This is a genomic window from Blautia sp. HCP3S3_G3 (genome assembly GCF_052063365.1).
GTDB lineage: Bacteria > Bacillota > Clostridia > Lachnospirales > Lachnospiraceae > Blautia_A.
Map to the genome: position 1 here is coordinate 1 of NZ_JBQHXR010000019.1, position 26,536 is coordinate 26,536.

Here is a 26,536-nt window from a genome sequence, read left to right on the forward strand (position 1 = left end):
GATAACTACTAGCTATCTCTCGTTTTTACTGTTTTTGGTTCATCGAACCGTTCTTTTGAATGTAAAGAATTTTCGAGAATCGTATGTGTTTCACTGTTTAGTTATCAAGGTTTTCTGTCTTGCGACAGCTTCTAAATGTTACCACATCTTTCGATGTTTGTCAACATCTTTTTTTATTTTTTTCAAGTTTTTCCAAACTCGAAACGGAGAAGGAGGGATTTGAACCCTCGCGCCGCTATTAACGACCTACTCCCTTTCCAGGGGAGCCCCTTCGGCCAGCTTGGGTACTTCTCCAAATTGCCCTACTTACGCAGTTTTGTTTCATTCGTTTTCGCGAACTCAACAGCACTTATTGTAAATCATACATTTTCTTTTGTCAAGCACTTTTTTTGATTTTTTTCAATCTTTTTTCGTACCAGACAAACGGAGAGAGTGGGATTCGAACCCACGCGCCCTTGCGGACAAACGGTTTTCAAGACCGCCTCGTTATGACCACTTCGATATCTCTCCAGATGCGTCTTAAATGTCGCCAAAAAAGCGCATCACTGTCAGTGCAAGAAATATTCTACCATCATTTTTTTGTCATGTCAACAAGATTTTTTCTTTTTTTATATATTTTTCTTTTCAAACACACTCTATTCTAAAAACTATTCCAAAAAGGATTCTGCGACGACAAGATCCTCGGGTGTTGTAATCTTTATATTCTGATAAGAGCCTTCTGCCAGTCTGACACGGACCCCCGTTTCCTGTTCAACAACCATGGCATCGTCTGTAATGGCAGACATATCTTTTTTCCGGATACTTTCATGCGCATCACGAATCAGTCTGTAAGAAAAAATCTGCGGCGTCTGTATCGTCCACACATTTTTCCTGTCCGGTGTTTCTTTTACAAATCCATCCTCATCCGCAATTTTAACGGTATCTTTGGATGGCATTCCAATTACGCAGGCACCAGTTTCCTGCACTCCTGTCAGTCCCCGCTCCAGAATTTCTTCTGATATAAACGGTCTTGCTCCGTCATGGATAAAAACATATTCACATTCTCCACACGCGAGAAGTCCCGCATACACTGAATCATATCGTTCTTTTCCGCCGGCAATGATACCTGTCACTTTGGAAAATCCATATTTTTTAACAATTTCACTTCTGCAATAGGAAACTGCATTTTCTGATGTCACAAGAACAATTTCCCCAATCAGCGGGCTGTCCTGAAAGCATTTCAGAGAATAATAAAGAACCGGATACCCTTTTATCTCCAGAAACTGTTTCTGTATACTGCTGTTCATCCGTTTTCCCTGTCCGGCAGCCAGGACGATCGCCGTACATTTTTTATCTGCCATAGTTTTATCTCCGTTTATCGTTCACCCAATTTCAGATTTGGAACCGCATTCAGATCCCATCCATGCCGGGTACCCTTGATAAATTCATAATAGGCCGCCACGCCGATCATTGCCGCATTATCTGTACAGAAAATCGGTGACGGATGATAAAAATAATATTTCCGTTTCTCACATGCGTTTTTCATAGCTTCCCGAAGTGTTCCGTTCGATGCCACTCCGCCCGCAATTGCAATTTTATTCATTCTGTAATCCTTCGCAGCCATCATCGTATGCTCTACCAGCACATCCACAACCGCTTTCTGGAAAGAGGCAGCCAGATCAGCACGATTCACTTCTTCCCCTTTCATCTTCGCGTTATTCAGGTAATTCAGCACCGCAGACTTCACGCCGCTGAAACTGAAATCATAAGGACAGTCTCCAATCTTTGCCCGTGGAAACTCAATGGCATCCGGATTTCCTTCTTTTGATAATTTATCAATTTTCGGTCCACCGGGATAACCAAGACCAATGGCTCTGGCTACTTTATCAAAAGCCTCCCCCGCAGCATCGTCCCGTGTACGCCCGAGGATTTCAAATTCTCCGTAATCTTTTACAATTACAAGATGTGTATGTCCTCCGGAAACGATCAGACACAAAAACGGAGGTTCCAGATCCGGATTCTCTATATAATTGGCAGATACATGCCCTTCAATATGATGCACACCAACCAGAGGCAGTTTCTTCGCGTATGCAATTGCCTTTGCCTCAGCAACGCCTACAAGAAGCGCCCCTACCAGTCCCGGGCCATAGGTAACTCCGATCGCATCCAGATCATCCAGAGTTACTCCGGCCGTATCCAGTGCTTCCTCGATTACCTGATTAATCTTTTCAATATGTTTGCGCGACGCAATTTCCGGCACAACTCCTCCATATAACTTATGGAGCTCTATCTGAGATGAAATCACATTTGACAAAATCGTCCTTCCATTTTTGACAACAGAAGCAGCTGTTTCATCACAGGAACTCTCAATTGCCAGAATCAAAGTATCCTTCATGTCCGTATCACTCCTCTTCAAAATTCAATTCCACACTCTTTCCGTCTTTTCCGGCATATGCATCAGGAAAAATACTTCTCACACTTTCCATATAGTCATCCGGTCTGATCAGGGAGGGGCTGTAATGCGTAAGCCACATTTCACGCACACCGGCATCCCTCGCAAGTACTGCCGCCTCTTTGAATGTCATATGCTTATAGCCTTTGGCCTTGTCAGCCTTATCCTCTTCTCCATACATTCCTTCACAGATAAAAAGGTCAGACCCTGCTGCGTTGCGAAGAATGGATTCTGTCGGTCTGGTGTCTGTCGAATAAGTGAGTTTGATTCCTTTTCGCTGAGGCCCCAGCACCATATCCGGAGTGTAGACCCGTCCGTCTTCTTCCACTGTCTCTCCTTTCTGCAGCGGGTTCCAGAATTTCAGCGGAATTTCCTGTTCTCTTGCTCTTTCCGGTGAAAATTTCCCTTTGCGCAGAATTTCCAGCGTATATCCATAGCAAAGTACATTGTGATTCACTTTAAACGCTGTAATACGGTAGCCATTCAGTTCCAGAACTTCTTCCGGCTTTGTAATTTCGATAAACTTCAGTTCAAAAGGCAGTTCCGGTGCAATAATACGCAGGGCATTCACCACACGTTCCAGACCTTTTGGTCCCACAAGTGTCAGAGGTTCTGTCCGGTCCGCGTTTCCCATAGAAAGCAGAAGCCCTGGCAGTCCGCTGATATGATCTCCATGATAATGTGTAAAGCAGATCACATCAATCGGCTTAAATGTCCAGCCTTTTTCCCGGATTGCAACCTGTGTTCCTTCTCCGCAGTCAATCAGAAGACTGCTTCCATTGTATCGGGTCATCAATGCCGTCAGCCATCTTCTTGGCAAAGGCATCATGCCCCCTGTTCCCAACAAACAAACATCTAACATACGATTCTGATTCCTCCTGATAGCCTTTTTACTGCGGATGTCTGGTCATAAGAAGCGCATCTTCCACAGGATCCGTATAATAATTCCTGCGAATCCCATCTCTGGCAAATCCATTTCGTTCATACAGACGGATGGCCGTTTCATTACCGGAACGGACTTCCAGATGAATCGTCGTCACTCCCATACCGTCTGCCAGTCTGATCAGGCTTTCCATGAGAAAATTCCCGATTCCTTCTTTCTGCCTGTCCCGGCGAACAGCCACATTGGTCACATCACCTTCATCCAGAACCATCAGCAGCCCGCAATAGGCGAGAATACGGCCTTTTTCTTCCACCACAAGAAACATCGCATCATCTCTTGTAAGAAATGTGAAATATCCTTCTCTGGTCCATGGTACAGCAAACAGATCCTGTTCAATTTCCATCACCTGATCCAGATCGTCTACCACCATTTCCCGAAGTATCATAAAGCAGCCTCCCCGTCACGGTTTCCTGCTGCCTCTGCAGCCTTTTCCCTCTGTGCACGTTCCCGTTCCGCCTGAGATACCCTGAGATAATCCGGACAATGTTCCATCGCAGTCTCTGTTTTTCCTTCTTTATAATATTCCAGACCAAGAGCGGCAACTGCTGCTGCTCTCTGTTTATTCACATGGGCCGGTGCAAATGAAAACGGCACCTGCAGTGTTTCTGAGATCACCTGGCGGAATACAGGCACGCCATCCCCCAGAAATGTCACTGGTTCTCCCATTTCATTCAGCATCTCCAGAAGTTCCGTGACAGCCCCTGCCCACTGGCTTTTCAGAACAGACAGTCTGTGATTCTCAAATCGGTAGATTCCTGTATATACCTGATTTCTCCGGGCATCCATAATGGGACAGATCAGCCCTCCAGCATCATACAGATTATAAGCCAGCGCATCCACTGTCGGTACCGGAATCAACGGTTTCTTAAGAGCAAGCCCCAGTCCCTTGGCTGTAGCAGAACCGATACGCAGGCCTGTAAATGATCCCGGACCGGCTGCAACAGCAATGGCGTCTACTGTATCCATATCAAGTTCTGTCATTTTTACAATCTCATCCAGCATGGGAAGCAGCGTCTGAGAATGTGTTTTTTTGTAATTTACGGTATATTCCGCCAGAAGTGTGTCATCCTCCACAACAGCAACCGATGCCACAATTCCGGAACTGTCCAGTGCTAATATTTTCATTTTTTCCTCTTTCCTGACGCACTTGCTGCGTCAATAATGGTAGATTTGGAAGTTCACTTCCAAACTTGACCTCCAAAATCATCATCCAGACCTTCAATTATAATCCTACGGTAGTCAAACCCCTGTTCCAGATCTTTTTCTATAGTAACCCGTATCAGCTTCTCCGGAAGAATCTCCTCAATCAGATTTGCCCACTCGATCAGACAGATTCCCTCTCCAAAAAAATAATCGTCATAACCGATTTCTTCCATCTCTTCAATATCACCGATACGATATACATCAAAATGATAAAATGGCAGTCTTCCCCCTTCATATACCTGAATAATAGTAAATGTAGGACTGCTGATGGGTTCCGTAATATCGAGACCGGCCGCAACTCCCTGGGTAAAAACAGTCTTTCCCACGCCAAGGTCACCTGTCAATGTATAAATCTGTCCGGGTCTGGCACATCTTCCGACCTTCTCGCCCAATGCAAATGTTTCTTCTGCAGTTCTCGTTTCTATGATCATGTTTTCCCTTTCCTTATATATAAAAGCGTTACTGTTCATCACAAAGCAGACAGCAACCCCAAAACAACATCCTGTTACCTTTTTCTTGCAGAATTGTTCTTCGCATATTATAATAGAGCGAACAGAGAAAAACAATACTTTTTGAAAAGGAGACTGAAAATATGGCAAACCCAATCGTTACAATCACTATGGAAAACGGCGATGTCATCAAGGCAGAACTGTATCCGGAAATTGCCCCAAATACAGTAAATAACTTCATCAGCCTTGTGAACAAAGGCTTTTATAATGGTCTGATCTTCCATCGTGTCATCAATGGCTTCATGATCCAGGGCGGATGCCCGGACGGAACAGGTATGGGCGGTCCGGGATATTCCATCAAGGGTGAATTCTCCAAGAACAGATTCAAAAATGATCTGAAACATACCCCGGGCGTACTTTCCATGGCAAGAGCCATGAATCCGAATTCTGCAGGAAGCCAGTTCTTTATCATGCACAAAGCCGCTCCGCATCTTGACGGAAGCTACGCTGCATTCGGCAAAGTCATCGAAGGTATGGATGTAGTAGACCGCATTGCAGAAGAAGATACTGATTACAGAGACAAACCGCTTGACGAACAGAAAATGAAATCTGTAACTGTAGAAACCTTTGGTACCGAATACCCGGAACCGGAGAAGTGCTGAGTTTCTTCTGGTTTTCTGACATGCACAGAAACATTCAGGGTGCCCTCTTTCCGGAGGGCACCCCTTTTATTTTTCAAATATATGTACTTCCCCGTCAAGAACTGCAAAATACAGATCCTTTTCTTTCTGCATACGCGCCCGGCCGTTCGTACCTTCTGTGATCGCTTTCCGGACAGCTTCTATCTCATCTGCCGGTACAAGAAGCTTCATCACCACTTTATCCGTATATTCAGAATCCAGAACAGGCAGTTTTCGTTCTCCTGCAATGTACTGAATCTTACCGATTCCCGTATAATCTGTCGTAACTTCCAGTGATATTCCGTATTTTTTCTGAATGATCCTGCTGTTTTTCAACCCTTCCTGTACAGCTTTGGAATAAGCACGCACCAGTCCGCCGGTACCAAGAAGAATTCCACCAAAATAACGTGTCACCACAACAGCCACATTATAAATATCTTCTCCAAGAATCACATCGAGCATAGGTCTTCCGGCAGTACCGGACGGTTCTCCGTCGTCACTGCATCTGGTATATTCCCTGTTCATTCCCACAGAGTACACATAACAGTTGTGACGTGCATCCCAGTATTTTTTTTTCATTTCCTCTATAAAAGTCAGCGCCTCTTCTTCCGACTCCACAAGCCTGACTGTTGCGATAAATCTGGATTTTTTTTCTACAATTTCTGCGGTACCGCCTTCCAGTAATGTCTTATAACTTTCCAACATAAACCTCTGCCTCCGGTATCTTTATTTTTCTATTGTACATTTTGCGCATCGCTTCTGTCAATCCCGGATTATTTCCTGGATCATATGAATCACCCCGGATTATTTCCGAAGAATATGTGAAGTTTTTATTTTTTGCTTTATTTACTAATGGAGATTTGTTATAATAGAACGGACTATAAAGGAGGAATATCATGAATTACGGAAAAAAAGCGGTCTCAAAGAAGCGGAACGCCCTCATTTCCAGTTCATCCATGATGGGAAAGCGGGCACATGTTTCGTTTATCAGAGTTTTATTCATATCCCTGATCACCTTATGTGTGGTTGTCGCATGTCTTGGATTTGGCGCACTCCGGGGTGTCATAGATAATGCACCAGACGTGGACGATGTGGACATTATGCCCCTTGGTTACGCAAGCTTCCTGTATGATGATCAGGGCAATCAGATCCGCAAGCTGGCAGCGCCTGATTCCAATCGTCTGCCGGTATCCATTGAACAGATTCCGGTCGATCTGCAGCATGCGGTTGTTGCTATTGAGGACGAAAGGTTTTATGAACATAATGGTATTGATGTCAAGGGTATGCTTCGTGCACTCGTGCGAAACATCTCTTCGGGCGGACTCTCCGAAGGTGCAAGTACCATTACGCAGCAGCTTCTGAAAAACAATGTATTTACCAACTGGACAGAAGAATCCACCTGGCTGGAACGTTTTACCCGTAAAATTCAGGAACAGTATCTTGCCGTCCAGATTGAAGAAAAAATCAATAACAAGGACGTCATCCTTGAGAACTATCTGAATACGATTAACCTTGGTGCCGGGTCCTATGGTGTCCAGGCGGCTGCACGCCAGTACTTCAATAAGGATGTATGGGATCTCACCCTCTCGGAATGTGCTACGCTGGCAGGTATCACCCAGAATCCAAGCCGCTACAATCCGATCGATAATCCCAAGGATAATGCCAAGCGAAGAAAAGAAGTTCTGGATCACATGCTGGAGCAGGGCTATATCACGCAGGCACAGTATGACGAAGCACTGAATGATGATGTTTATACCAGAATCAGTGCTGCCCAGGAGGCAACCTCCAACGAACGGAAACAGGTATATTCCTATTTCGAAGACGAACTGATCGATCAGGTAATCAATGACCTGATGAATATCAAAGGATATACCAAAACTCAGGCACGCAACATGCTCTACAGCGGCGGTCTCAAGATTTACACTACACAGGATCCGTACATCCAGAGTATTCTGGACGAAGAATATGCAAATCCTGATAATTATCCAGCTACTGTACAGTATCTTTTGGATTATGCTCTGACTGTTCATGATGCGGACGGCAACGAAGTCAACTACAGCAAAGAAATGATGAGGCTTTACTTCCAGAACGAAGATCCGTCATTTGATCTTCTTTTCGATTCTCCGGAAGAAGGACAGGCTTATGTTGACCGGTACAAAGAAAATATTCTCGCCAACGGCGGTTCTGTTGTTGCGGAGAATATCAGTTTCGCACCGCAGCCACAGTCTTCCATGAGTGTCATTGATCAGTACACCGGTTATGTAAAAGCAATCATCGGCGGACGCGGTGAGAAAACCGCCAGTCTTACGCTGAACCGTGCTACAGACAGTACACGTCAGCCAGGTTCCACATTCAAGATTCTGTCCACCTATGCACCGGCTCTGAACGAAAAGGGTATGACGCTGGCTACCACATTTGAGGATGAAGAATACTTCTACCCAAGCGGAGCTCCTGTGAACAATGCTTCCAGAACTTATGGAGGAACTACTACCATCCGCAGGGCAATCCAGAATTCCATCAACGTTGTTGCAGTCAAATGTCTCGAACAGGTGACTCCGGAACTTGGTCTTGATTATCTGGACAACTTCGGATTTACCACTCTTGCACATGGAACGGAAGCAGACCGGGATTCTCAGGGAAATGTATGGAGTGATGCAAATCTTCCCACAGCTCTCGGCGGTATCACACATGGTGTAACCAACGTAGAACTCTGTGCTGCCTATGCATCCATTGCCAACGGCGGAAATTATATCAAACCGATTTACTATACCAAGATTCTTGATCATAACGGCAATGTATTGATTGAAAACACGTCAGCAGAACGTTCCGTACTGAAAGATTCTACTGCATGGCTTCTTACAAACGCCATGGAAGATGTTGTAAGATATGGTACCGGTACTGCCTGCCAGCTTGCCAATATGCCGGTTGCAGGTAAAACAGGTACAACGGAAGAATATAACGACCTCTGGTTCGTGGGATATACCCCGTATTATACCTGTGCCGTATGGTCCGGATACGACGATAATGAAAAACTTCCAGATTACGCCCGTGACTTCCATAAGAGCCTCTGGAGAAAAGTCATGACCCGCATTCATGAGGGTCTGGAATATATGGAATTCCCGCAGCCTGCAAGTGTGGAGAGCATCAGTGTCTGCGAAGAAACAGGTCTTCTTCCGAGAGATGGCTGTCCTGTTATCACGGAATATTTCGATATCGGAACAGAACCTTCTGAATATTGTGACCAGCACTTCTACGAAGTAGAGGAGGAATACAATTATGACGAAGAAACGCTGGAACCGACCCCGACACCGGAAGGCGAATATCCAGAGGAAGTAATCGAAAACGGTGATGATGATAACGGCGAAGACACCGGCGGCGATGATTATGAAGGCGGCGACGGATACGATGACTGGAGCGAAGAAACCGGTGAATGGGACGAAGAAACCGGTCAGTATTATTACTACTATTAAAAGAAAGACGTATTTATAAACAAATATTTATAAACAAAAAGATGCTTCTCAAAAATGACATGAATCTTTATCTGCTGGTCATCCAGTAAAAAATGTGTGTCATATGAGAAGCATCTTTTTTATTTCATTTCTTGACTGTCAGAAATGAATTGGTTTCTGACAGTAATCTCACACTGCTATGTATTCTATCTGTTACAGTTATTCCTGTTGCTGCATTTATTTCTGTTGTTACAGTTATTTATGTTATTACATTTATTCCTGTTATTGCAGTCTTTCCCGTATTTATTCATCCTCAAGCACTAAGCGTGCAGATCCGTAAATACCGGCATCATTTCCAAGCTGGGCAATCACGATCGGAGTATCCTTGCAGGCGGTAAATGCATATTTTCTGTAGTATTTCTGGATGCAGTCGATCAGAGGCTGTCCGGCTCTCGATACACCGCCGCCCACAACAATTGTTTCCGGATCAACTACGCAGGAGAAAATAGCAAGCGCACCGCCCAGCTCATCTCCAACCTTTTCCATTACACGGACTGCCAGTGCATCCCCGGCTTTGAATGCATCCAGGACAGTCTTTGCAGAAACATGTTCTCTGCCGCGAAGCACGCTGGCATCACTGGATGCAGCCAGTTCTTTCTGAGCCACACGCACAATACCTGTAGCAGATGCCACCTGTTCCAGACAACCCTTATTGCCGCAGTTGCATGCTTCTGTTTCTTCATGATCCATACATGCATGTCCTACTTCACCGCCGGCACCATGATGTCCGGATACGATTTTTCCATGAACGATGATGCCGCCGCCAACTCCTGTTCCCAGAGTTACCATCACAACATTCTTTGCACCTTCTGCGGCACCCTTCCACGCTTCGCCAAGAGCAGCTACATTGGCGTCATTGCCTGCTTTTGCCTTTAAACCGGTAAGTTCACTGAGCTGTTTTGCAACAGGCGTGAATCCCCAGTAAAGATTGACTGCGCAGATAGCCTCTCCATTTTCATTGATCGGTCCGGGAATACCAATTCCGACACCCTCTACATCGTCTTTTGCAATATTGCGTTCCTGCAGTTTATCCAGAATCGTTTTTGCCACATCCGGAAGGATTTCCTTACCGTTGTCCTCCGTTCTGGTTGGAATCTCCCATTTTTCTACTAATGTTCCTTCTGTACGGAACAGACCGCACTTAACAGTGGTACCTCCTACATCAATTCCAAAGCAATAGGTTTTCATCTTTTTTATTTCCTTTCTGTTTGTATTTACTCTGTACGTTTTCTGGCTATATTCGCCTGTACACGTTTATAAAGCTCTTCTGCCGCATTGTATCCCATCTTCTTCTGTCTGTGATTGACAGCTGCAGACTCAACGATAATAGCCAGGTTTCTGCCCGGACGAATCGGAAGTGAATGGCACACGATCTTATTTCCAAGGTATTCTGTATATTCCTCATGAAGGCCGAGACGGTCATATTCCTTATCCCGATCCCACTCTTCTAGCTTGATCACCAGATCAACAGACTGGGTATCCTTGACACTTTCTACACCGAACAACGTCTTTACATCTATGATACCAATACCTCGCAGTTCAATAAAATGACGGGTAATATCAGGAGCAGAACCAACCAGTGTTACGTCACTTACCTTACGGAGTTCTACAACATCATCACTTACAAGACGATGTCCACGCTTGATCAGCTCCAGTGCGGCCTCACTCTTACCGATACCGCTCTCACCAGTGATCAGAACACCCTCACCGTAAACATCCACAAGAACGCCATGAATAGAAATACACGGCGCCAGCTGAACACCAAGCCAGCGGATAATCTCAGCCATCAGACTGGAAGTCGTTCTGTCTGTCGCAAATGTCGGTACATTATATTTCAGTGCCAGATCAATCATCCCCTGAGAAGGTCTTGTCATTGTACTGAATATTACACAGGGAATTTTGCCGGATATAAAACGCTCATACTTGAATGTCCGCTCTTCTTCACTGAGCTGCATCAAATACGTAAACTCTACATAACCGATGATCTGTACACGTTCATTTGCAAAGTGTTCCAGGTAGCCGGTAAGCTGCAACGCAGGACGGTTGATTTCTGCAGTCATGACGCGCATTCCGCTCAGGTCAATTTCAGGAGTCAGATTCGTAAGGTTCAGCTCCTGCATCATTTTAGTCAATTCTACACCCTTCATATGCATATCTCCTTTATCAATATACGCAGCATGTTTTATCATGCCGGACACATCAGTTTCGAAATAACTGCATCACATCATTTGCAAACCAATATACCGGCAATTATTTTTATTATACCAAATCCCCCTCCAAACTGCAATGAATGAGAAAGATTTTACCTGTTTCCTCTGACACATGGATATTATCCCATTTCTCTTCCGAGCCTATTCCCGCTCTCTCTCTGAAAGAAAAGTTATTCCTCTTCTTTTCTGGAATGAAAGAATTCATAAACCTGTCGGGCACTTGCCGCATTCATGGATTCAGTCTCTGCAAGTTCCTCCAGAGATGCATCACGGATATTTTCCAGAGATTTAAACCGCCGCATCAGTGCCTTCCGTCTCGTATCTCCGATTCCGGGAATATCATCCAGAAGAGAATGCACCTGTTCTTTGCTGCGCAGAGAACGGTGATATTCAATAGCAAAACGGTGCGCTTCATCCTGTATCCTTGTAATCAGACGGAATCCTTCTCCTGAAGTATCAATAGAAATTTCCTCATCCTGAAAATACAGTCCTCTGGTACGGTGATGATCATCTTTTACCATACCGCAGACAGGAATCTGAAGTCCCAGTTTCTCCAGAACACGCAGAGCAACATGAACCTGCCCCTTTCCGCCATCCATCAGAATGAGATCCGGAAGTTTTGCAAAGCTGTCAAATTCTCCATTGCTCTCATGGGTAAAACGTCTGGTCAGAACTTCTTCCATGCTCGCATAGTCATTAGGGCCCTGCACCCATTTAATCTTAAATTTCCGGTAATCACTGCGTTTAGGACGGCCTTTTTCGTAAACCACCATAGAACCGACGGATTCAAATCCGCTGATATTGGAAATATCATAAGCCTCCATTCGTTCAAGCCCCTTCAGGCCCAGCCACTGTTCCACTTCCTTCACTGCCCCGATGGTTCTGCCTTCTTCCCTGCGGATCCGCTCGCGGTCTTTGCTCAGAACCATTTTTGCATTTTCTTCCGCAAGCTCCACAAGCTTTTCTTTCGTTCCTTTTTTGGGTACACGAATATGAACTCTCTGTTTTCTCCGGGTACTCAGCCACTCTTCGATAATCGGAGCATCCTCAATTTCTTTCTGCAGGATAATTTCTCTGGGAATAAACGGTGTTCCCGCATAAAACTGCTTCAGAAAGCTGGAAAGCACCTGTTCTTTCGTATCTCCCCGGGCTACCCGGAGATAAAAATGATCTCTGCCGATCAGTTTGCCATCCCGCACAAAGAAAACCTGTACCACCGCGTCCTGTTCACGCAGATCCAGACTTTCATCCATGGCTGCAGCAATGATATCGCGGTCCTCTTCCCCATAACCGGTAATTTTCTGCTTTTCTCCTATCTTTCGGATGCTCTGGATCAGATTCCGGTATTCGATTGCTTCCTCAAACCGCATATCATCCGAAGCCTGCTGCATTTTTTCCGTCAGCTCATCCACGGTTTCCTTTACATCACCATTGAGAAATCGGATGACGTTTTGAATATTCTTTTTGTACTCTTCACTGGAAATCCGACCCTGACAGGGTGCTGTACACTGTTTCATATGATAATAAAGGCATGGCCGGTCTTTCCCGGTGTCTCTGGGAAGCACACGGTTGCAGGAACGTACCTGATACAGCTTACGCACAAGCTCTATAACATCTTTTACCGCTCCCACACTGGTATAGGGACCAAAATAGCGGTTCTTATCCTTCTTCATTCTTCGCGCAAACAAAACACGGGGAAATGCCTCCTGAACCGTGACTTTGATAAACGGATAACTCTTGTCATCTTTCAGCATCGTATTGTATTTTGGCCGATGTTCTTTGATAAGATTGGATTCCAGAACCAGAGCTTCCAGTTCAGAATCCGTGATAATATATTCAAAACGGGAAATATGGGTGACCATCTGTTCAATTTTCGGTCCCTTGTTGCGGCTCGACTGAAAATACTGACGTACCCGGTTTTTGAGACTGATGGCTTTTCCAACATAAATAATCTCATCCGCTTCATCATGCATGATATACACACCAGGCTTGGCAGGAAGCTTTTTCAGTTCTTCTTCAATGTTGAACATTGCTTGGCTCCTTTCCACAGCTGAAACAATTTCTCACGCAGGAAAATCCGTATATGCAGATATCCTGCAGCAGGAAAATCATCTTTTTCAGCTGCTACAAATGTGCCCCGGAGTATGGTCTCCGGGGCTGATTTATTAATCATGATCCTGTGTTTCTGCTGTTTCCTGTTCCGGCATGGTTTTCTGTATTTCCACAGATTCCTCTCCCGGTAAATAATTCTCCATTTCTGCTGTCTTTTCTTCCACTGAAGTTTCCTGATTCTGTTCCGCGTCCTGGAAATCCTGAATCTTATCAGGAAGAGCCTTTTTCTGCTCTTCTGCCGGATTCTTTTCTTCCATAGCGTTTTCTTCCGGCAGATCCTCAAGATTCTCAGGAACCTCACGTCCGCTTTCTACTGCACGGAATATTTTCATAAATTCCTTGCCGGTGATGGTTTCTTTTCTGATCAGGTATTCCGCAATCTTATCAAGGGAATTGCGATGAGCGGAAAGAAGATTCTTTGCCTCTTCATAAGAGGCATGCAGCAGTTTCATCACTTCGTGATCCACCTCTGTGGCGGTATCGTCTCCGCAATTGAGAACCGCATGTCCGCTGAGATACTGGTCTTCCTGTGTGGCAAGTCCCATCAGTCCGAATTTCTCCGACATACCATACTGCGTGATCATGGCACGGGCAACCTTCGTTGCCTGCTCAATATCATTGGCCGCACCGGTAGTTACTGTGTCAAACACAATCTCCTCAGCCGCTCTTCCGCCCAGATATCCTACCAGCATTGCTTCCAGTTCTTTCTTGGTATTCAAAAATTTCTCTTCTTCCGGAACATGCATGACATAACCAAGCGCACCCATGGTACGGGGAACAATCGTAATTTTCTGGACAGGCTCCGCATCCTTCTGAAGAGCACTGACAAGGGCATGTCCCACTTCATGATAGGAAACGATTCTGCGCTCCTGTGTGCTTAAAATACGGTCTTTTTTCTCTTTGCCCACAAGCACCACTTCCACAGATTCCAGAAGGTCTTTCTGTGATACCGCTTTTCTTCCATTCTTTACCGCCAGAATAGCGGCTTCATTAATCATATTGGCAAGGTCAGATCCAACTGCTCCCGACGTTGCCAGAGCGATGGCATCAAAATCCACGGTATCATCCAGCAGTACATTCTTGGCATGGACTTTCAGAATGTCCACTCGGCCTTTCAGATCCGGTCGGTCTACGATCACGCGGCGGTCAAAACGTCCCGGACGCAGAAGTGCAGGATCAAGAACCTCCGGACGGTTGGTCGCCGCAAGAATCAGAAGTCCCTTGGAGGTATCAAAACCATCCATTTCCGCAAGAAGCTGATTCAGGGTCTGTTCCCGTTCATCGTTGCCGCCTCCGTAGCGGGAATCACGGCTCTTGCCGATTGCATCGATTTCATCAATAAATACGATACATGGCGCGTTTTTCTTGGCTTCCTCAAACAGATCTCTTACACGGGAAGCTCCCACACCGACAAACATCTCCACAAATTCCGAACCGGACAGGGAAAAGAACGGTACATGCGCTTCTCCCGCAACTGCCTTGGCCAGAAGAGTTTTTCCTGTTCCGGGAGGTCCCACAAGAAGCGCACCCTTTGGAAGTTTCGCACCAATTGTGGTATATTTCCCGGGATTGTGGAGAAAATCCACCACTTCCTGAAGAGATTCCTTGGCTTCATCCTGTCCTGCAACATCCTTGAAAGTAATTCCGGTTTCTTTCTGCACGTAAGCCTTGGCACGGCTCTTTCCTACGCCCATCATTCCGCCGCCTTTATTCATTCGGCGCATCAGGAACATCAGCATGACAAAAAGTACCACCGTCGGAAGAAGCACACTTATGATCATTGCCAGGAATTCTCCCATTGCATCCGGCTGCTCGTATTTAAAAACAATATCTTTTCCTTCCAGTCTTTTGGTCAGATCCGACTCGTCTTCCATCTGGTTGGTATAGTAAGTCATATCCGGATAAGCGGAATACTGCGCTCTCGGCACGATAGTCAGTGTACCGGACTGCAGTGTGACTTCCTTAATCTGATCCTTATCCACCATCTCAATAAATTTATCGTAGGTAATCTCGCTGGAGTTGTCCTGCAGCATATTGGTGAACAGGCTCAGGCATACCAGCGTAACCAGAAGGCAGATCAGAAATGCCAGAATGGACTGATGGTTTTTATTGGAACCCTGTCTGTTATTGGGATTCTGATTGTCAGGACGTTTGCCATTCGGTTGGTTGTCCATATGATTATCCATTATTTTCCTCCTCTTGTTATCCATTTCCGGATCATACCGGAAATACTGCACGAATTTCGCGCATAACTATTTCTTATTATAATGAGATTTTTCATATAAATCAACCGCCATATAAAAAAAACAATACCACAACTTCAGATTTTGTAGTATACTAGAAAAATAGTATGTACAATGTTCTAAAACAGCTTATGATTAATGATGAGGGAAAGGAACAATGACAAATGAAAATTGGATTTGATAATGAAAAGTATCTTAAAATGCAGTCTCAGCACATTCGTGAACGCATCAGCCAGTTCGGCAATAAACTTTATCTGGAATTTGGCGGCAAATTATTCGATGATTACCATGCATCCCGCGTACTTCCCGGATTTGAACCGGACAGTAAGCTGCGCATGCTGATGCAGCTCAGTGACCAGGCAGAAATCGTAATCGTGATCAGTGCCTCAGATATTGACAAAAATAAAATGCGCAGTGACCTTGGCATTACTTATGATATGGATGTCCTTCGCCTGATCGATGAATTTACAGAACGCGGACTTTATGTGGGAAGCGTATGTATTACCCGTTATGCGGGACAGGAAAGTGCCGACCTTTTCAAAAACCGTCTGGAAAAAATGGGAATCCGTGTATATCTTCATTATTCCATTCCCGGCTATCCCAGCAACACTTCCCTGATCGTCAGTGATGAAGGTTACGGAAGAAATGAATATATCGAAACTTCGCGTCCTCTGGTCGTGATCACAGCTCCGGGACCGGGAAGCGGAAAGATGGCCACCTGTCTGTCCCAGCTTTATCATGAATACAAACGCGGAATCAGTGCCGGCTATGCAAAATTTGAAACATTCCCCATCTGGAATATTCCGCTGAAACACCCGGTCAACCTGGCATACGAAGCTGCAACCGCAGATCTGAATGACGTCAATATGATTGACCCGTTCCATCTGGAGGCTTACGGAGAAACAACCGTCAATTACAACCGTGATGTAGAGATTTTCCCGGTTCTGCAGGCAATGTTCGAAAAGATCATCGGCGAATGCCCGTACAAATCCCCGACTGATATGGGAGTCAACATGGCCGGCAACTGTATAATCGATGACGAAGCCTGCAGAGAAGCTTCCCGCCAGGAGATCATCCGCAGATACTATAAGAGCATGAATGCTCTCGTTTCCGGCACCGGTACGGAAGAAGAAGCTTACAAAATCGAACTTCTTCTGAAACAGGCTCACGCATCTGTGGAAGACCGTCGTGTTGTTCCGGCATGTCTTGCCAAAGCAGAAGAAACCGGAGCTCCGGCTGCTGCTCTGGAAATGCCTGACAACAGCATTGTCTACGGCAAAACTTCCGAGCTCCTCGGAGCATCTTCCGCCCTGCTTCTGAACGCACTGAAAGAGCTTGCCGGTATCCCTCACGAGCATCATGTCATCTCCCCGGATGCCATCCGCCCGATTCAGGAGCTGAAAACGCAATACCTCGGAAGCAAAAATCCACGCCTGCATTCTGACGAGACCCTGATTGCTCTTTCTGTAAGTGCCGCAAGCAATCCGGAAGCGCGTCTTGCTCTGGAACAGCTTCCCCGCCTGAAGGGCTGCCAGGCACATACTTCTGTCATGCTGTCTTCCGTGGATATTCTGGAATTCCGTAAACTTGGCATTGAACTGACCTGCGAACCCAGATTTGAGAAAGAAAAGAAATACCAGTAAGGAGTTCATAACCACCCGTTAAAAACATGCGCTGCCAAGCGCACTGAAAACAAAAGCTGCTGTAAAATGGTACCGTCTCTTTTTGAAACGTTTTCCATTTACAGCAGCTTTTTGATGCCGTAGAGCGTGTCTGAAAATTGCTTTCTGACAGATGTGCGTCACAATTTGCAGGAAATTTGTGATTCGATGCACTGCCTCCACTAACTGACATCCTGCGGTCAGTTTTTATACTTCTCCACAATTACCTTCATCTGCGGCATTTTTTCTTCCATGTCCTTTACCAGTTTGAACTGTGTTCTGGCGCGGTCCAGATTCTGCCCATCCCTGTGGATTTTGAAATAATGGTCACCTTCCAGATAATCAGCAAGAAAACGCATACCGCACTCAAAAGTCATCATCACAGCACCCATTGGCAGCATCTCAAGTTCCAGATCTGTCAGTACTCCGCCGCATCCCTCAATAAAACCTTTCGTATAAATTTCATAAAGATGCAGATCACAGGAGACTTTGGAAAGATCACGTTCATCCTCCTGCGCGGTACTTGCACCAAATCGGATGGAATCACCGAAATCATTGACAGAAAGTCCTGGCATTACGGTATCCAGATCGATTACACAAATGGCCTTTCCAGTTGCATCATCAATCATGATATTATTTAGTTTTGTATCATTGTGGGTAACTCGAAGAGGAAGCTTCCCACTGTTCTGAAGATCACAGAGAACATGGGTCAGAGATTCCCGTTCCTGCACAAAACGGATTTCTTCCTGTACCTCTGCAGCCCTGCCGCAGACATCCGCCTTTACAGCCGCCTGAAAATTTTTAAACCGATCCGGTGTATTGTGGAAATTCACAATCGTTTCATGAAGAGTTTCCGCCGGATAATCCGCCAGAAGTCTCTGGAAATGTCCAAAAGCCACTGCACTCTGATAAAAATCATTCTCATCCTCCACCATATCAAAACAGGTGGCATTTTCAATAAAATAATAAGCTCTCCAGTATTCGTCTTCGGAATCCACATAATAGGGCTTTCCGTCTTTTGTTTTTATAAGATTCAGCGTCTCTCTTGTCACGTCACCGCCGTTTTCCAGAATTTTCTTTCTCAGCCAGCCAGTCACACCACTGATATTTTCCATCAGTTCCACAGGCTTCGTGAAAATTCTTTTATTCATTCTCTGGAGAATAAACCGGTAGTCTCCTCCTTCTGTATGAAAGGTCAGAAGGTATGTATCATTGATGTGACCGTGTCCGTATGGGATACAATCCATCATAGTTCCCGGGAACTGAAAACTGCCAATGACTTCCTGTAAGATTCCACCTGTCATCTTTTATTTTTCCTCCCATAAATTCTGTGGATACAGTCCTTCATCTTTCAGTTTCTGAATGGCACTGACAACCACAGGCTTATCTTCTTTGTAAGTGACTCCATACCATTTGTCCATGGATTTCAGAACTTTTACTGTTGCTTTCTTTTCGCCCAGAAGTTCATCTACTACAAATGGCAGGAAATATTCGCATTTCAGAGGATTCTGTCTCAGATTCTGATCCAGAAATGCCGAAAAACGATCTTTCAGCTCTTTCAGAATGCTTGCGGAAAATCCCCACATATTCATGGACACGGTACTTCCTTCCGGGATTTCCACCCATGTCGCACCATCGTCTTCCGTATACTGTGCCTTGCCATCCCTTTTTTCGATATGTGTACGCTCGTTGATTTTTACAAGATGGCCTTCCTCATCTGTTACACACACGCCACGGGCCACATGACCATTCTCCGTCAGTGTGTTTTCCAGTTTATAGCCAACCATCATATATTTATAGCAGTTTTCTTCATCATCGTTCTGTGAAAGGAAATCATAAGCCATCTGAAAAGCGTGTCTTCCATAATAATCATCTGCATTGATCACGGCGAAAGCTCCATCGATCTCGTCAATACAGCTCAGTACCGCATGTCCGGTTCCCCATGGTTTCACGCGGCCTTCCGGAACCTCATATCCCTCCGGAAGATTATAAAGATCCTGGAATACATAGGAAACTTCCAGCTGTCTGCTCAAACGGTCGCCGATTGCTTCCTTAAAATCAGCCTCGTTTTCTTTTTTGATAATGAAAATGACTTTTTCAAATCCTGCCTTCACTGCATCATATACAGAAAAATCCATGATAATATGACCTTCTTTGTCCACCGGATCAATCTGCTTGAGTCCTCCGTAACGGCTTCCCATACCTGCTGCCATTACAACTAATACTGGTTTTTTCATAGTACCAAGTACCTCCTTTTCTATTTCCATTCTAACACTTTTCGGGGTTTAGTATTTGCACAATCGTACACTCCTTTTATACAAATGTACAAATTCGATCTTATTCCATTTTACATAAGGGAGCCTGCTGCACGGATCATCAGAAACATTCCCAAATGATTTGTGAATCGATTTACCTGAGCATGTTTGCTCTGGTTTTTTTTTAATCTTTGATATATAATAATGTATTAACCCTTATTTTTCGATGTACCAGAGCGTGTTTGAAAATTCATTCCCGTCATATGCACGCTCTAACCTTTTATTATGATTCAGTTTTTTGCGAGGAAACACCCATGCCATACGAAAGCATATGTCTGGAGAAATCCATTGACATTCATAAACTATATTCCATTCACTATTTTGAATACCGAAATGATTTTCACTTTGCGGGAGAACAGCATGATTTCTGGGAATTCCAGTGTGTAGATAAGGGAGAAGCCCTGGTACAGACCGATGAGGGAACTCACCTTCTGAACCGCGGACAGATTATTTTTCACAAACCAAATGAATTTCATACGCTTCATGCAACCGGCAAAACCGCCCCAAACATCGTGGTGGTTTCTTTTGACTGCCATTCACCGGCCATGAATTTCCTTGAAAACAGGATTTTGACGCTTTCTGATACGGAGCGGACTCTGATGGGAATGCTCATCGCCGAGGCCAGGCGCTGTATTGCCTCCCCTCTCGATGATCCCTATCTCGCAAAAATGAAGAAGCGTTCCGACTGTCTCTTCGGATCTCAGCAGCTGGTAATGGGATATCTGGAACAGCTCCTGATCAGCATGATCCGCAGACTTACTGTTCCGCAGCTTACTGCCCCCGCAAACAGCCTTGGCAGTCCCAAGAGCCATTCCGATCTCTACAACAAAATTATTTGTTATCTGGAAGATCATATCCGGGAATACGTTTCCATTGAGGATATCTGTCACGATAATCTGATCGGGCGTTCCCAGCTCCAAAAACTGTTCCGGGAATATCAGCAGTGCGGCGTGATTGAATTTTTTTCCAAAATGAAAATCGAATACGCCAAACAGCTCATACGGGAAAACCAGATGAATTTCACCCAGATTTCTGACTTTCTGGGTTACTCTTCCATCCACTATTTCTCCCGTCAGTTTAAAAAAATATCCGGGATGACTCCCTCAGAATACGCCTCTTCCATCAAGGCATTATCCGAACGCAAAGAGTGATTTTTCCGGGTGGTTGTGGTTTATACTAGAGGGTGTTTATTCCTCAATGCACCAGTTTTTACACACATCCACCCAGCCAAGACTGCCGGAATATTTCTCCAGTTCTTCCATATTCAGCTCGATCGCGCTGTTGCTGCTGCCTGCGGCCGGAAATACCGTGTCAAAGCGCTTCAGGGAAATATCCAGATATACAGAAACACCGGCTGATCTTCCACTTTAAAGGAAAGTGTCTTGGCGATTCGTGCAGGCTCACATCCCACCGCATGTGCCGCAAGTTCCACGGTCGCGGAAGACTCCTGAAACTCCACAATTCTCTCTTCCATATTGTATTTTCTGAAATATTCTCTTACCTGTACAATTCCCATCTTTTCCTCTTTCCTGACGCACTTGCTGCGTCAATAATGGTAGATTTGGAAGTTCACTTCCAAACTTACTCCTCGTCTCTTTCTCCATAAACAGTAACAAATAGTAACATTATATCATTTGCTTCTCTTTCATGCACTATCTTTTTAAAGCGATTTGTGTTATCCTAATGGTATCATATTACTATTCACAGCAACTCAGGAAGCAGCAATTCCTGCTGCACAGAAATGAAAATCTGGAGGGTTTCAAATGAAAGAAAAACTGTACACCATTCCTCTGATGGATGCGTTTAAAGCAGACGGAGAATGTCCTTTCTGCTACGTAGAACGCAAGCTGGAGGAACATACGCTGGACTTTGTTCTTGGTCCCGGTGCATCCTATATGGAAGATGATGTCCGTGCGGAAACAGACGCTATGGGCTTTTGCCGCACCCATTTCAAAAAGCTGTACGATTATGGCAACCGGCTCGGCACTGGCCTGATTCTGAAAACACATTTCAAAAAACTGAATCAGGAGCTCGACGAACAGATTAAAATGTTTGCTCCATCACGTGTCTCCATCATGGACAAGCTGAAAAAATCCAAAAATACAGAAAATGCCGCCCGCACTTCCATCGGTGCCTGGGCAGCCTCCACAAAAGAAAAATGTTATATCTGTGATTTTTACAAAAAAACTTATCAGCGCTACCTGGATACCTTTTTTGACATGTACCGCAAAAATCCGGAATTCCAGGAGCTGTTCCGAAGCTGCAAAGGATTCTGTATTCCTCATTTCGGAGAACTTGCCGACGAGGCCGACCGTGTGCTTTCTGACAAAGAGAAAAAGCAGTTCTACGAGGTCCTGTTCCCTCTGATGAAGGAAAACATGCAGCGGCTTTACGAGGATCTCGACTGGTTCTGTGATAAGTTTGACTATCGATATAAGGATGCAGACTGGAAAAACTCCAAAGACGCTCTGCCCCGCGGGATGCAGAAGGCTGCAGGTGGTTTTCCTGCCGATCCTCCATACACTTCCGACCGCTGAAATTCCCGGGCAAATTGCCCGGGAATTTATATACTGATATAAAAAGAATCCTGCTTTGCAGGATTCTCCGCCTGCGGCGGATTGCTTTAGCAATATATTTCCTCTCCGCCGCAGTGCAATTCCACCCGGAGGGCTTTTTAATATTATAGGAAAATGCGAAGTATTTTCCTGTAATATTAAAAAATCAATTCCATAATCGTCCCTTGTCCGGGTTCACTGGTAAGCTTTATCTCTGCATGATGCAGTGCAGCTCCGTGCTTCACAATCGATAGTCCAAGCCCTGTACCTCCGGTCTGGCGGGAATGGCTTTTATCCACACGGTAAAATCTCTCAAAAACACGTTTCTGTTCATTCGAAGGAATCCCAATTCCATTATCTTCCACCCGGCAGCATACATGCCCTCTCTTTTTCCCTACAAAGATGTTTACCTTACCACCCTCATTGGTATATCTCACTGCATTATCCGCCACATTATAAATCATCTCGTACAGCACCTGACGCACCCCATTTACCACCTGTGCGTCACCATCCAGACTGATGGAAATCTTCTTTTTATCTGCGGAAGCTTTCAGATGAGAGATCACATCCTCCGCCAGCTCATAAAGATTCACCGTTTCAAAATCCATCTCCGTATTCTTCTCATCCAGCCGGGAAAGCTGAATAATATCAGCTACCATTGAGCTGAGACGGCTGGCTTCATGAAAAATACGCCCGGCAAAATCAGATACCTTCTCCTGGGGAACCATTCCGTTCATCATCAGCTCTGCATAACCGGAAATCGACATCAGAGGTGTCTTCAATTCATGAGATACATTCGCAGAAAACTCTCTGCGCATTGCTTCCGCCTCTTTCAGCTCTTTTACCTGCTGGATAATCTGTTTGTTCTGCTGATCTACACGCACCAGAAGAGGACGCAATTCCTCATAGCATACATTCTTCAGCGGCTGCTCCAGATCCAGTTCATTGATCGGTTTGATCAGCTCTCTGGTCTGTTTCTGCACCAGAAAAAAGGCCAGAACAAGTATCACAACAATCAGAAGTCCCAGCAGTGTAAAACTAGACAGCATTGTATGAAAAACGCTGTCTGTCGTTCTTGCCACTCTCAGAATGCTGCCGTCATCCAGCTGTACTGCATAATAAAATGTCTGTTCCGAAAAGGTATCGGAAAATCTCACCAGTTCCCCGCTACCCTCTTTTTTTGCCTGTATAAATTCAGGACGGTTGCTGTGATTTTCCAGTGAGGACGGAGATTTCACGGAATCAAAAAGGACATTTCCCCCGGAATCTGCCAGTGTAATTCTGGTATCCGTAAAATCCCCAACCTCCTGTGTAAGATAGGCTTCTCCGCATGTTCTGATACCGGCACTGATATAGTCTGCTTCCGACCTCACATCCTGTTTCATACTGCTGTTGAATTTATCATACATAACAAAACTGGCTGCAAAAAAAGTCAGCAGTACAGACAGGATCACAAGAAAACTTCCATAATTCATGATTTTCTGTTTCATGTCATCCTCCTATCCGATAACCCACACCACGCACCGTTTCGATATAATTACCGGCATCTCCCAGCTTTTGCCGCAGAGTCCGTACATGAACATCCACCGTTCTCGTTTCCCCGTCAAAATCATATCCCCAGATGCGGCAGAGAATCTGGTTTCTTGTCATGACCATTCCCTTGTTCTCCAGAAGATACTGCAAAAGTTCAAATTCCTTGCGGGTAAGTTCGATTTTTACATCTTTATAACGTACCTCGTGCCTTCCGATCATCAGGTACAGATCCTGATACTGCAGCATCCTGTCCTCGTTTTTTTTCTGCCCGCATCTGCGCAGAACTGCCTTGACTCTCGCTACAAATTCCATCATACCAAAAGGCTTAGTTATATAATCATCCGCCCCGGCTTCCAGTCCACGGACTTTATCAAATTCCGCTTCTTTTGCAGTCACCATAATAACCGGAATTTCTCTGGTGGAAACATCATTTTTCAGTTTTTCCAGAATGGAATAACCATCCTCACCGGGAAGCATAATGTCCAGAAGAATCAGCTCCGGGGATTCTTTTTTGAGAGAATCCCACAGTTCTTTGCCATCAACGATTCCTTTTGCAGTGAACCCTGTTGTCTCCAATGTATATACCAGCAATTCCCGGATATTTCTCTCGTCTTCCACGCAATAAATCATGATTGTTCTCCTTCCCGGAGCGTATCCATTAACCACTCAGCCTCCTGCAGTCATGCTGCTTTTACGGCAGGACATACTGCTTGCGAACCTCTTCCAGTTCACGATAAAAGTACTCATCCTCCGCACTTTTTACCACATCCAGATGACTGTGTGTGTCATACAGGTCTTCCCTGACCTGAGTAATACATACCCCGATATTGGAACAGTGATCTGCCACTCGTTCCAGATTTGTAGTGATATCTGAAAGAACAAACCCCATCTCAATGGTACAGACTCCATCCTGCAGACGCTGTACATGACGATATTTCAATTCCTTGCACAGTTCATCGATCCGTTCTTCCAGAGGCTCGATTTTCTCTGCCAGTTTTACGTCCTGTCTGTCAAATACATTATAGGTCAGCTGCACAATATCTTCCACCGCCTGAGACAATACACCAAGTTCTTCCATGGCTTTCTGAGAAAAACCCGCACCCTTCTCATACAATTCTCTTGCGGATTCCATAATATTGACCGCATGATCTGATATACGTTCAAAATCTCCGATACAATGGAGCATAATCGCCACACTGTGACTGTCATTTTCGGACAGATCCTTATGGCTTAATTTCACCAGATAGGTACCCAGTTCATCCTCATAACGGTCTACCTTGGACTCCATTTTATCCACCCGTTCCGCCATTTCTTCCTCATAATTTCCCACCAGACTCAAGGCCAGGCGCAGAGACTGATGAGATTCTTTTGCCATGCGTCTTGCTGCATTTCGTCCCTGTTCCACAGCAAAAGCCGGTTTTTCCAGAAAACGGGATTCCAGAATCATGAACTCCTGATCTTCCAGAGACGCTGCCATATCTTCTTTTGAATCACGTATGGTAAGGCAGGCAAGTTTTTCCAGAAGACCGGCAAACGGAAGCCAGATCAGGGTTGCTGTTACATTAAATACACTGTGAATCACTGCCACCTGTGCAGGATTTACCGCTTCATTCAGGAAGTCAAAATGAATGATTCCATTCAGCGTATAGAATACAGCCATAAATACAACTGTGCCAATCAGGTTAAAATACAGATGCACCATTGCGGCACGTTTTGCATTCTTCTTTGCTCCGATGGAGGACAGAAGTGCAGTCACACAAGTACCGATATTCTGACCCATAATGATCGGAAGAGCCACGCTGTACCGCACTGCTCCTGTCACACAAAGTGCCTGCAGAATACCTACGGAAGCGGAAGATGACTGGATTACCGCTGTCAGAATCGTACCTGCCAGCATACCCAGAAGCGGATTGGAAAATTTCAGCAGGATATTGGTAAATTCCGGAACATTTGCCAGTGGTTTTACGGCACCGCTCATGGACTCCATACCAAACATCAGAACCGCAAAGCCAACCAGAATCGTTCCGATATCTTTCTTTCTCGGACTCTTTGTAAACATCAGGAAAATGATACCGATCATTGCCAGAATCGGAGAAAAGGAACTCGGTTTCAAAAGACGCAGAAAGAAATTACTGCTCTCGATTCCCGCAAGACTCAAGATCCAGGAAGTCGCAGTCGTACCGATATTTGCTCCCATAATGATACCAATCGCCTGGGATAGTTTCATGATTCCGGAGTTTACAAATCCGACAACCATAACGGTTGTTGCAGATGACGACTGAATAACAGCGGTCACAGCGGCTCCCAGCAAAACAGCTTTGATGCGGTTAGAGGTGAGGTTCTCCAGAATCCGTTCCAGCTTGCCGCCGGATACTTTGGCGAGTCCGTCTCCCATAATCTGCATTCCATACAGGAACATGGCAAGACCGCCGAACAGGGTCAAAAAACTGAAAAAATCCATGATTTCGCTCCTTTACATATTTTTTCTTATTCATATAATTCATTTTATTCTAGAAAAAGTATGTAAAGTTTTCCCCTGCCCTATGTTAAATCTATGTAAAATCAGGCGAAAATGTCTGATTTTCTTCATTCATATAGGAGCAAAAACATCTGCCCCATGATTTTTTCCGCAAACTATCTTTTTTATATTACAGGAAAATGCAAAGCACATTCCTGTAATATAAAAAAGTCT

At 45.0% G+C, this 26,536-nt stretch carries 23 protein-coding genes, 2 tRNA genes and 1 pseudogene; 5 read left to right on the forward strand and 21 right to left on the reverse strand.

Translation table 11 applies throughout. The features are described 5' to 3' along the window. Window positions 1-204: 204 nt before the first annotated feature. The 8 genes from ACTNEW_RS12835 to tsaE form a co-directional block, all read right to left on the reverse strand. A tRNA-Ser gene (locus ACTNEW_RS12835) sits at window positions 205-294 on the reverse strand. 130 nt (window positions 295-424) lie between these two features. Then, window positions 425-510, reverse strand: a tRNA-Ser gene (locus tag ACTNEW_RS12840). Window positions 511-647: 137 nt separating this feature from the next. Then, window positions 648-1,340 carry a 2-C-methyl-D-erythritol 4-phosphate cytidylyltransferase gene (gene ispD / locus ACTNEW_RS12845; protein ID WP_441061694.1) on the reverse strand — a complete coding sequence of 231 codons (693 nt, stop codon included), beginning with the start codon at window positions 1,338-1,340 and terminating at the stop codon, window positions 648-650. Between the two features lie 14 nt (window positions 1,341-1,354). Then, window positions 1,355-2,374, reverse strand: coding sequence for a tRNA (adenosine(37)-N6)-threonylcarbamoyltransferase complex transferase subunit TsaD (gene tsaD / locus ACTNEW_RS12850; protein WP_441061697.1), 1,020 nt, complete (start codon window positions 2,372-2,374; stop codon window positions 1,355-1,357). A 7-nt stretch (window positions 2,375-2,381) separates the two neighbouring features. After that, window positions 2,382-3,293, reverse strand: a complete 912-nt coding sequence (locus ACTNEW_RS12855; protein WP_441061699.1) for a ribonuclease Z — start codon at window positions 3,291-3,293, stop codon at window positions 2,382-2,384. A gap of 28 nt (window positions 3,294-3,321) precedes the next feature. Beyond that, the gene (gene rimI, locus ACTNEW_RS12860; RefSeq protein WP_441061702.1) at window positions 3,322-3,759 is read right to left on the reverse strand and encodes a ribosomal protein S18-alanine N-acetyltransferase; all 438 of its coding nucleotides are present in this window, start codon (window positions 3,757-3,759) and stop codon (window positions 3,322-3,324) included. Then, window positions 3,756-4,499: a tRNA (adenosine(37)-N6)-threonylcarbamoyltransferase complex dimerization subunit type 1 TsaB gene (tsaB, locus tag ACTNEW_RS12865; protein ID WP_441061705.1), complete on the reverse strand. Its 744-nt coding sequence runs from the start codon at window positions 4,497-4,499 to the stop codon at window positions 3,756-3,758. Before tsaB ends, rimI begins: the two co-directional genes overlap by 4 nt. A gap of 53 nt (window positions 4,500-4,552) precedes the next feature. Next, window positions 4,553-5,008: a tRNA (adenosine(37)-N6)-threonylcarbamoyltransferase complex ATPase subunit type 1 TsaE gene (gene tsaE, locus ACTNEW_RS12870; RefSeq protein WP_441061708.1), complete on the reverse strand. Its 456-nt coding sequence runs from the start codon at window positions 5,006-5,008 to the stop codon at window positions 4,553-4,555. Between the two features lie 161 nt (window positions 5,009-5,169). Here tsaE and ACTNEW_RS12875 point away from each other — a divergent pair, with 161 nt between their 5' ends. Then, entirely contained in the window at window positions 5,170-5,688 is a 519-nt protein-coding gene (locus tag ACTNEW_RS12875; protein ID WP_441061710.1) for a peptidylprolyl isomerase, read from the forward strand. A gap of 66 nt (window positions 5,689-5,754) precedes the next feature. Here ACTNEW_RS12875 and ACTNEW_RS12880 read toward each other — a convergent pair whose 3' ends face one another. Further along, window positions 5,755-6,411: a YigZ family protein gene (locus ACTNEW_RS12880; RefSeq protein WP_441061713.1), complete on the reverse strand. Its 657-nt coding sequence runs from the start codon at window positions 6,409-6,411 to the stop codon at window positions 5,755-5,757. A gap of 191 nt (window positions 6,412-6,602) precedes the next feature. Here ACTNEW_RS12880 and ACTNEW_RS12885 point away from each other — a divergent pair, with 191 nt between their 5' ends. Further along, complete coding sequence (locus ACTNEW_RS12885) at window positions 6,603-9,176, forward strand: transglycosylase domain-containing protein (protein WP_441061716.1); 2,574 nt, start codon at window positions 6,603-6,605, stop codon at window positions 9,174-9,176. A gap of 282 nt (window positions 9,177-9,458) precedes the next feature. On the opposite strand, the gene ACTNEW_RS12890 is transcribed toward ACTNEW_RS12885, so the two are convergent. From ACTNEW_RS12890 to ftsH, 4 genes are all read right to left on the reverse strand, one after another. After that, window positions 9,459-10,403 (reverse strand): ROK family glucokinase, encoded by a 945-nt coding sequence (locus ACTNEW_RS12890; protein WP_441061719.1) that lies wholly within the window; start codon window positions 10,401-10,403, stop codon window positions 9,459-9,461. 26 nt (window positions 10,404-10,429) lie between these two features. Beyond that, on the reverse strand, window positions 10,430-11,362 hold the full coding sequence (hprK, locus tag ACTNEW_RS12895; RefSeq protein WP_441061722.1) for an HPr(Ser) kinase/phosphatase: 933 nt from the start codon (window positions 11,360-11,362) through the stop codon (window positions 10,430-10,432). Window positions 11,363-11,595: 233 nt separating this feature from the next. Beyond that, on the reverse strand, window positions 11,596-13,455 hold the full coding sequence (gene uvrC / locus ACTNEW_RS12900; protein ID WP_441061725.1) for an excinuclease ABC subunit UvrC: 1,860 nt from the start codon (window positions 13,453-13,455) through the stop codon (window positions 11,596-11,598). A gap of 135 nt (window positions 13,456-13,590) precedes the next feature. Continuing rightward, entirely contained in the window at window positions 13,591-15,723 is a 2,133-nt protein-coding gene (gene ftsH / locus ACTNEW_RS12905) for an ATP-dependent zinc metalloprotease FtsH (protein ID WP_441061728.1), read from the reverse strand. A 221-nt stretch (window positions 15,724-15,944) separates the two neighbouring features. Here ftsH and ACTNEW_RS12910 point away from each other — a divergent pair, with 221 nt between their 5' ends. Then, entirely contained in the window at window positions 15,945-17,423 is a 1,479-nt protein-coding gene (locus ACTNEW_RS12910) for a DUF1846 domain-containing protein (protein WP_441061731.1), read from the forward strand. On the opposite strand, the gene ACTNEW_RS12915 is transcribed toward ACTNEW_RS12910, so the two are convergent. From ACTNEW_RS12915 to ACTNEW_RS12930, 4 genes are all read right to left on the reverse strand, one after another. Further along, window positions 17,329-17,634 (reverse strand): DUF6783 domain-containing protein, encoded by a 306-nt coding sequence (locus ACTNEW_RS12915; RefSeq protein WP_441061734.1) that lies wholly within the window; start codon window positions 17,632-17,634, stop codon window positions 17,329-17,331. The two genes, ACTNEW_RS12910 and ACTNEW_RS12915, sit on opposite strands and share 95 nt — an antisense overlap. Before the next feature lie 7 nt (window positions 17,635-17,641). Beyond that, the gene (locus ACTNEW_RS12920; protein ID WP_441061737.1) at window positions 17,642-18,745 is read right to left on the reverse strand and encodes a phosphotransferase enzyme family protein; all 1,104 of its coding nucleotides are present in this window, start codon (window positions 18,743-18,745) and stop codon (window positions 17,642-17,644) included. A 3-nt stretch (window positions 18,746-18,748) separates the two neighbouring features. After that, window positions 18,749-19,678 carry a sugar phosphate nucleotidyltransferase gene (locus tag ACTNEW_RS12925; RefSeq protein ID WP_441061740.1) on the reverse strand — a complete coding sequence of 310 codons (930 nt, stop codon included), beginning with the start codon at window positions 19,676-19,678 and terminating at the stop codon, window positions 18,749-18,751. Window positions 19,679-19,905: 227 nt separating this feature from the next. Further along, a complete protein-coding gene (locus ACTNEW_RS12930; RefSeq protein ID WP_441061810.1) occupies window positions 19,906-19,965 on the reverse strand; it encodes a hypothetical protein in 60 nt (19 codons plus the stop codon). A 45-nt stretch (window positions 19,966-20,010) separates the two neighbouring features. Here ACTNEW_RS12930 and ACTNEW_RS12935 point away from each other — a divergent pair, with 45 nt between their 5' ends. Then, on the forward strand, window positions 20,011-20,907 hold the full coding sequence (locus tag ACTNEW_RS12935) for an AraC family transcriptional regulator (RefSeq protein ID WP_441061743.1): 897 nt from the start codon (window positions 20,011-20,013) through the stop codon (window positions 20,905-20,907). A gap of 36 nt (window positions 20,908-20,943) precedes the next feature. On the opposite strand, the pseudogene ACTNEW_RS12940 reads toward ACTNEW_RS12935, so the two are convergent. After that, window positions 20,944-21,272: pseudogene (locus ACTNEW_RS12940) on the reverse strand (YbaK/EbsC family protein). Window positions 21,273-21,519: 247 nt separating this feature from the next. On the opposite strand from ACTNEW_RS12940, the gene ACTNEW_RS12945 reads away from it, so the two are divergent. Then, window positions 21,520-22,293 carry a DUF6062 family protein gene (locus tag ACTNEW_RS12945; protein ID WP_441061746.1) on the forward strand — a complete coding sequence of 258 codons (774 nt, stop codon included), beginning with the start codon at window positions 21,520-21,522 and terminating at the stop codon, window positions 22,291-22,293. A gap of 176 nt (window positions 22,294-22,469) precedes the next feature. Here the strand turns inward: ACTNEW_RS12945 and ACTNEW_RS12950 are convergent, their stop codons facing one another. From ACTNEW_RS12950 to ACTNEW_RS12960, 3 genes are all read right to left on the reverse strand, one after another. Beyond that, window positions 22,470-23,801: an ATP-binding protein gene (locus tag ACTNEW_RS12950; RefSeq protein ID WP_441061749.1), complete on the reverse strand. Its 1,332-nt coding sequence runs from the start codon at window positions 23,799-23,801 to the stop codon at window positions 22,470-22,472. A gap of 1 nt (window position 23,802) precedes the next feature. Next, complete coding sequence (locus ACTNEW_RS12955; protein ID WP_441061751.1) at window positions 23,803-24,474, reverse strand: response regulator transcription factor; 672 nt, start codon at window positions 24,472-24,474, stop codon at window positions 23,803-23,805. A gap of 61 nt (window positions 24,475-24,535) precedes the next feature. Continuing rightward, a complete protein-coding gene (locus tag ACTNEW_RS12960) occupies window positions 24,536-26,305 on the reverse strand; it encodes a Na/Pi cotransporter family protein (protein ID WP_441061754.1) in 1,770 nt (589 codons plus the stop codon). Window positions 26,306-26,536 lie beyond the last annotated feature (231 nt).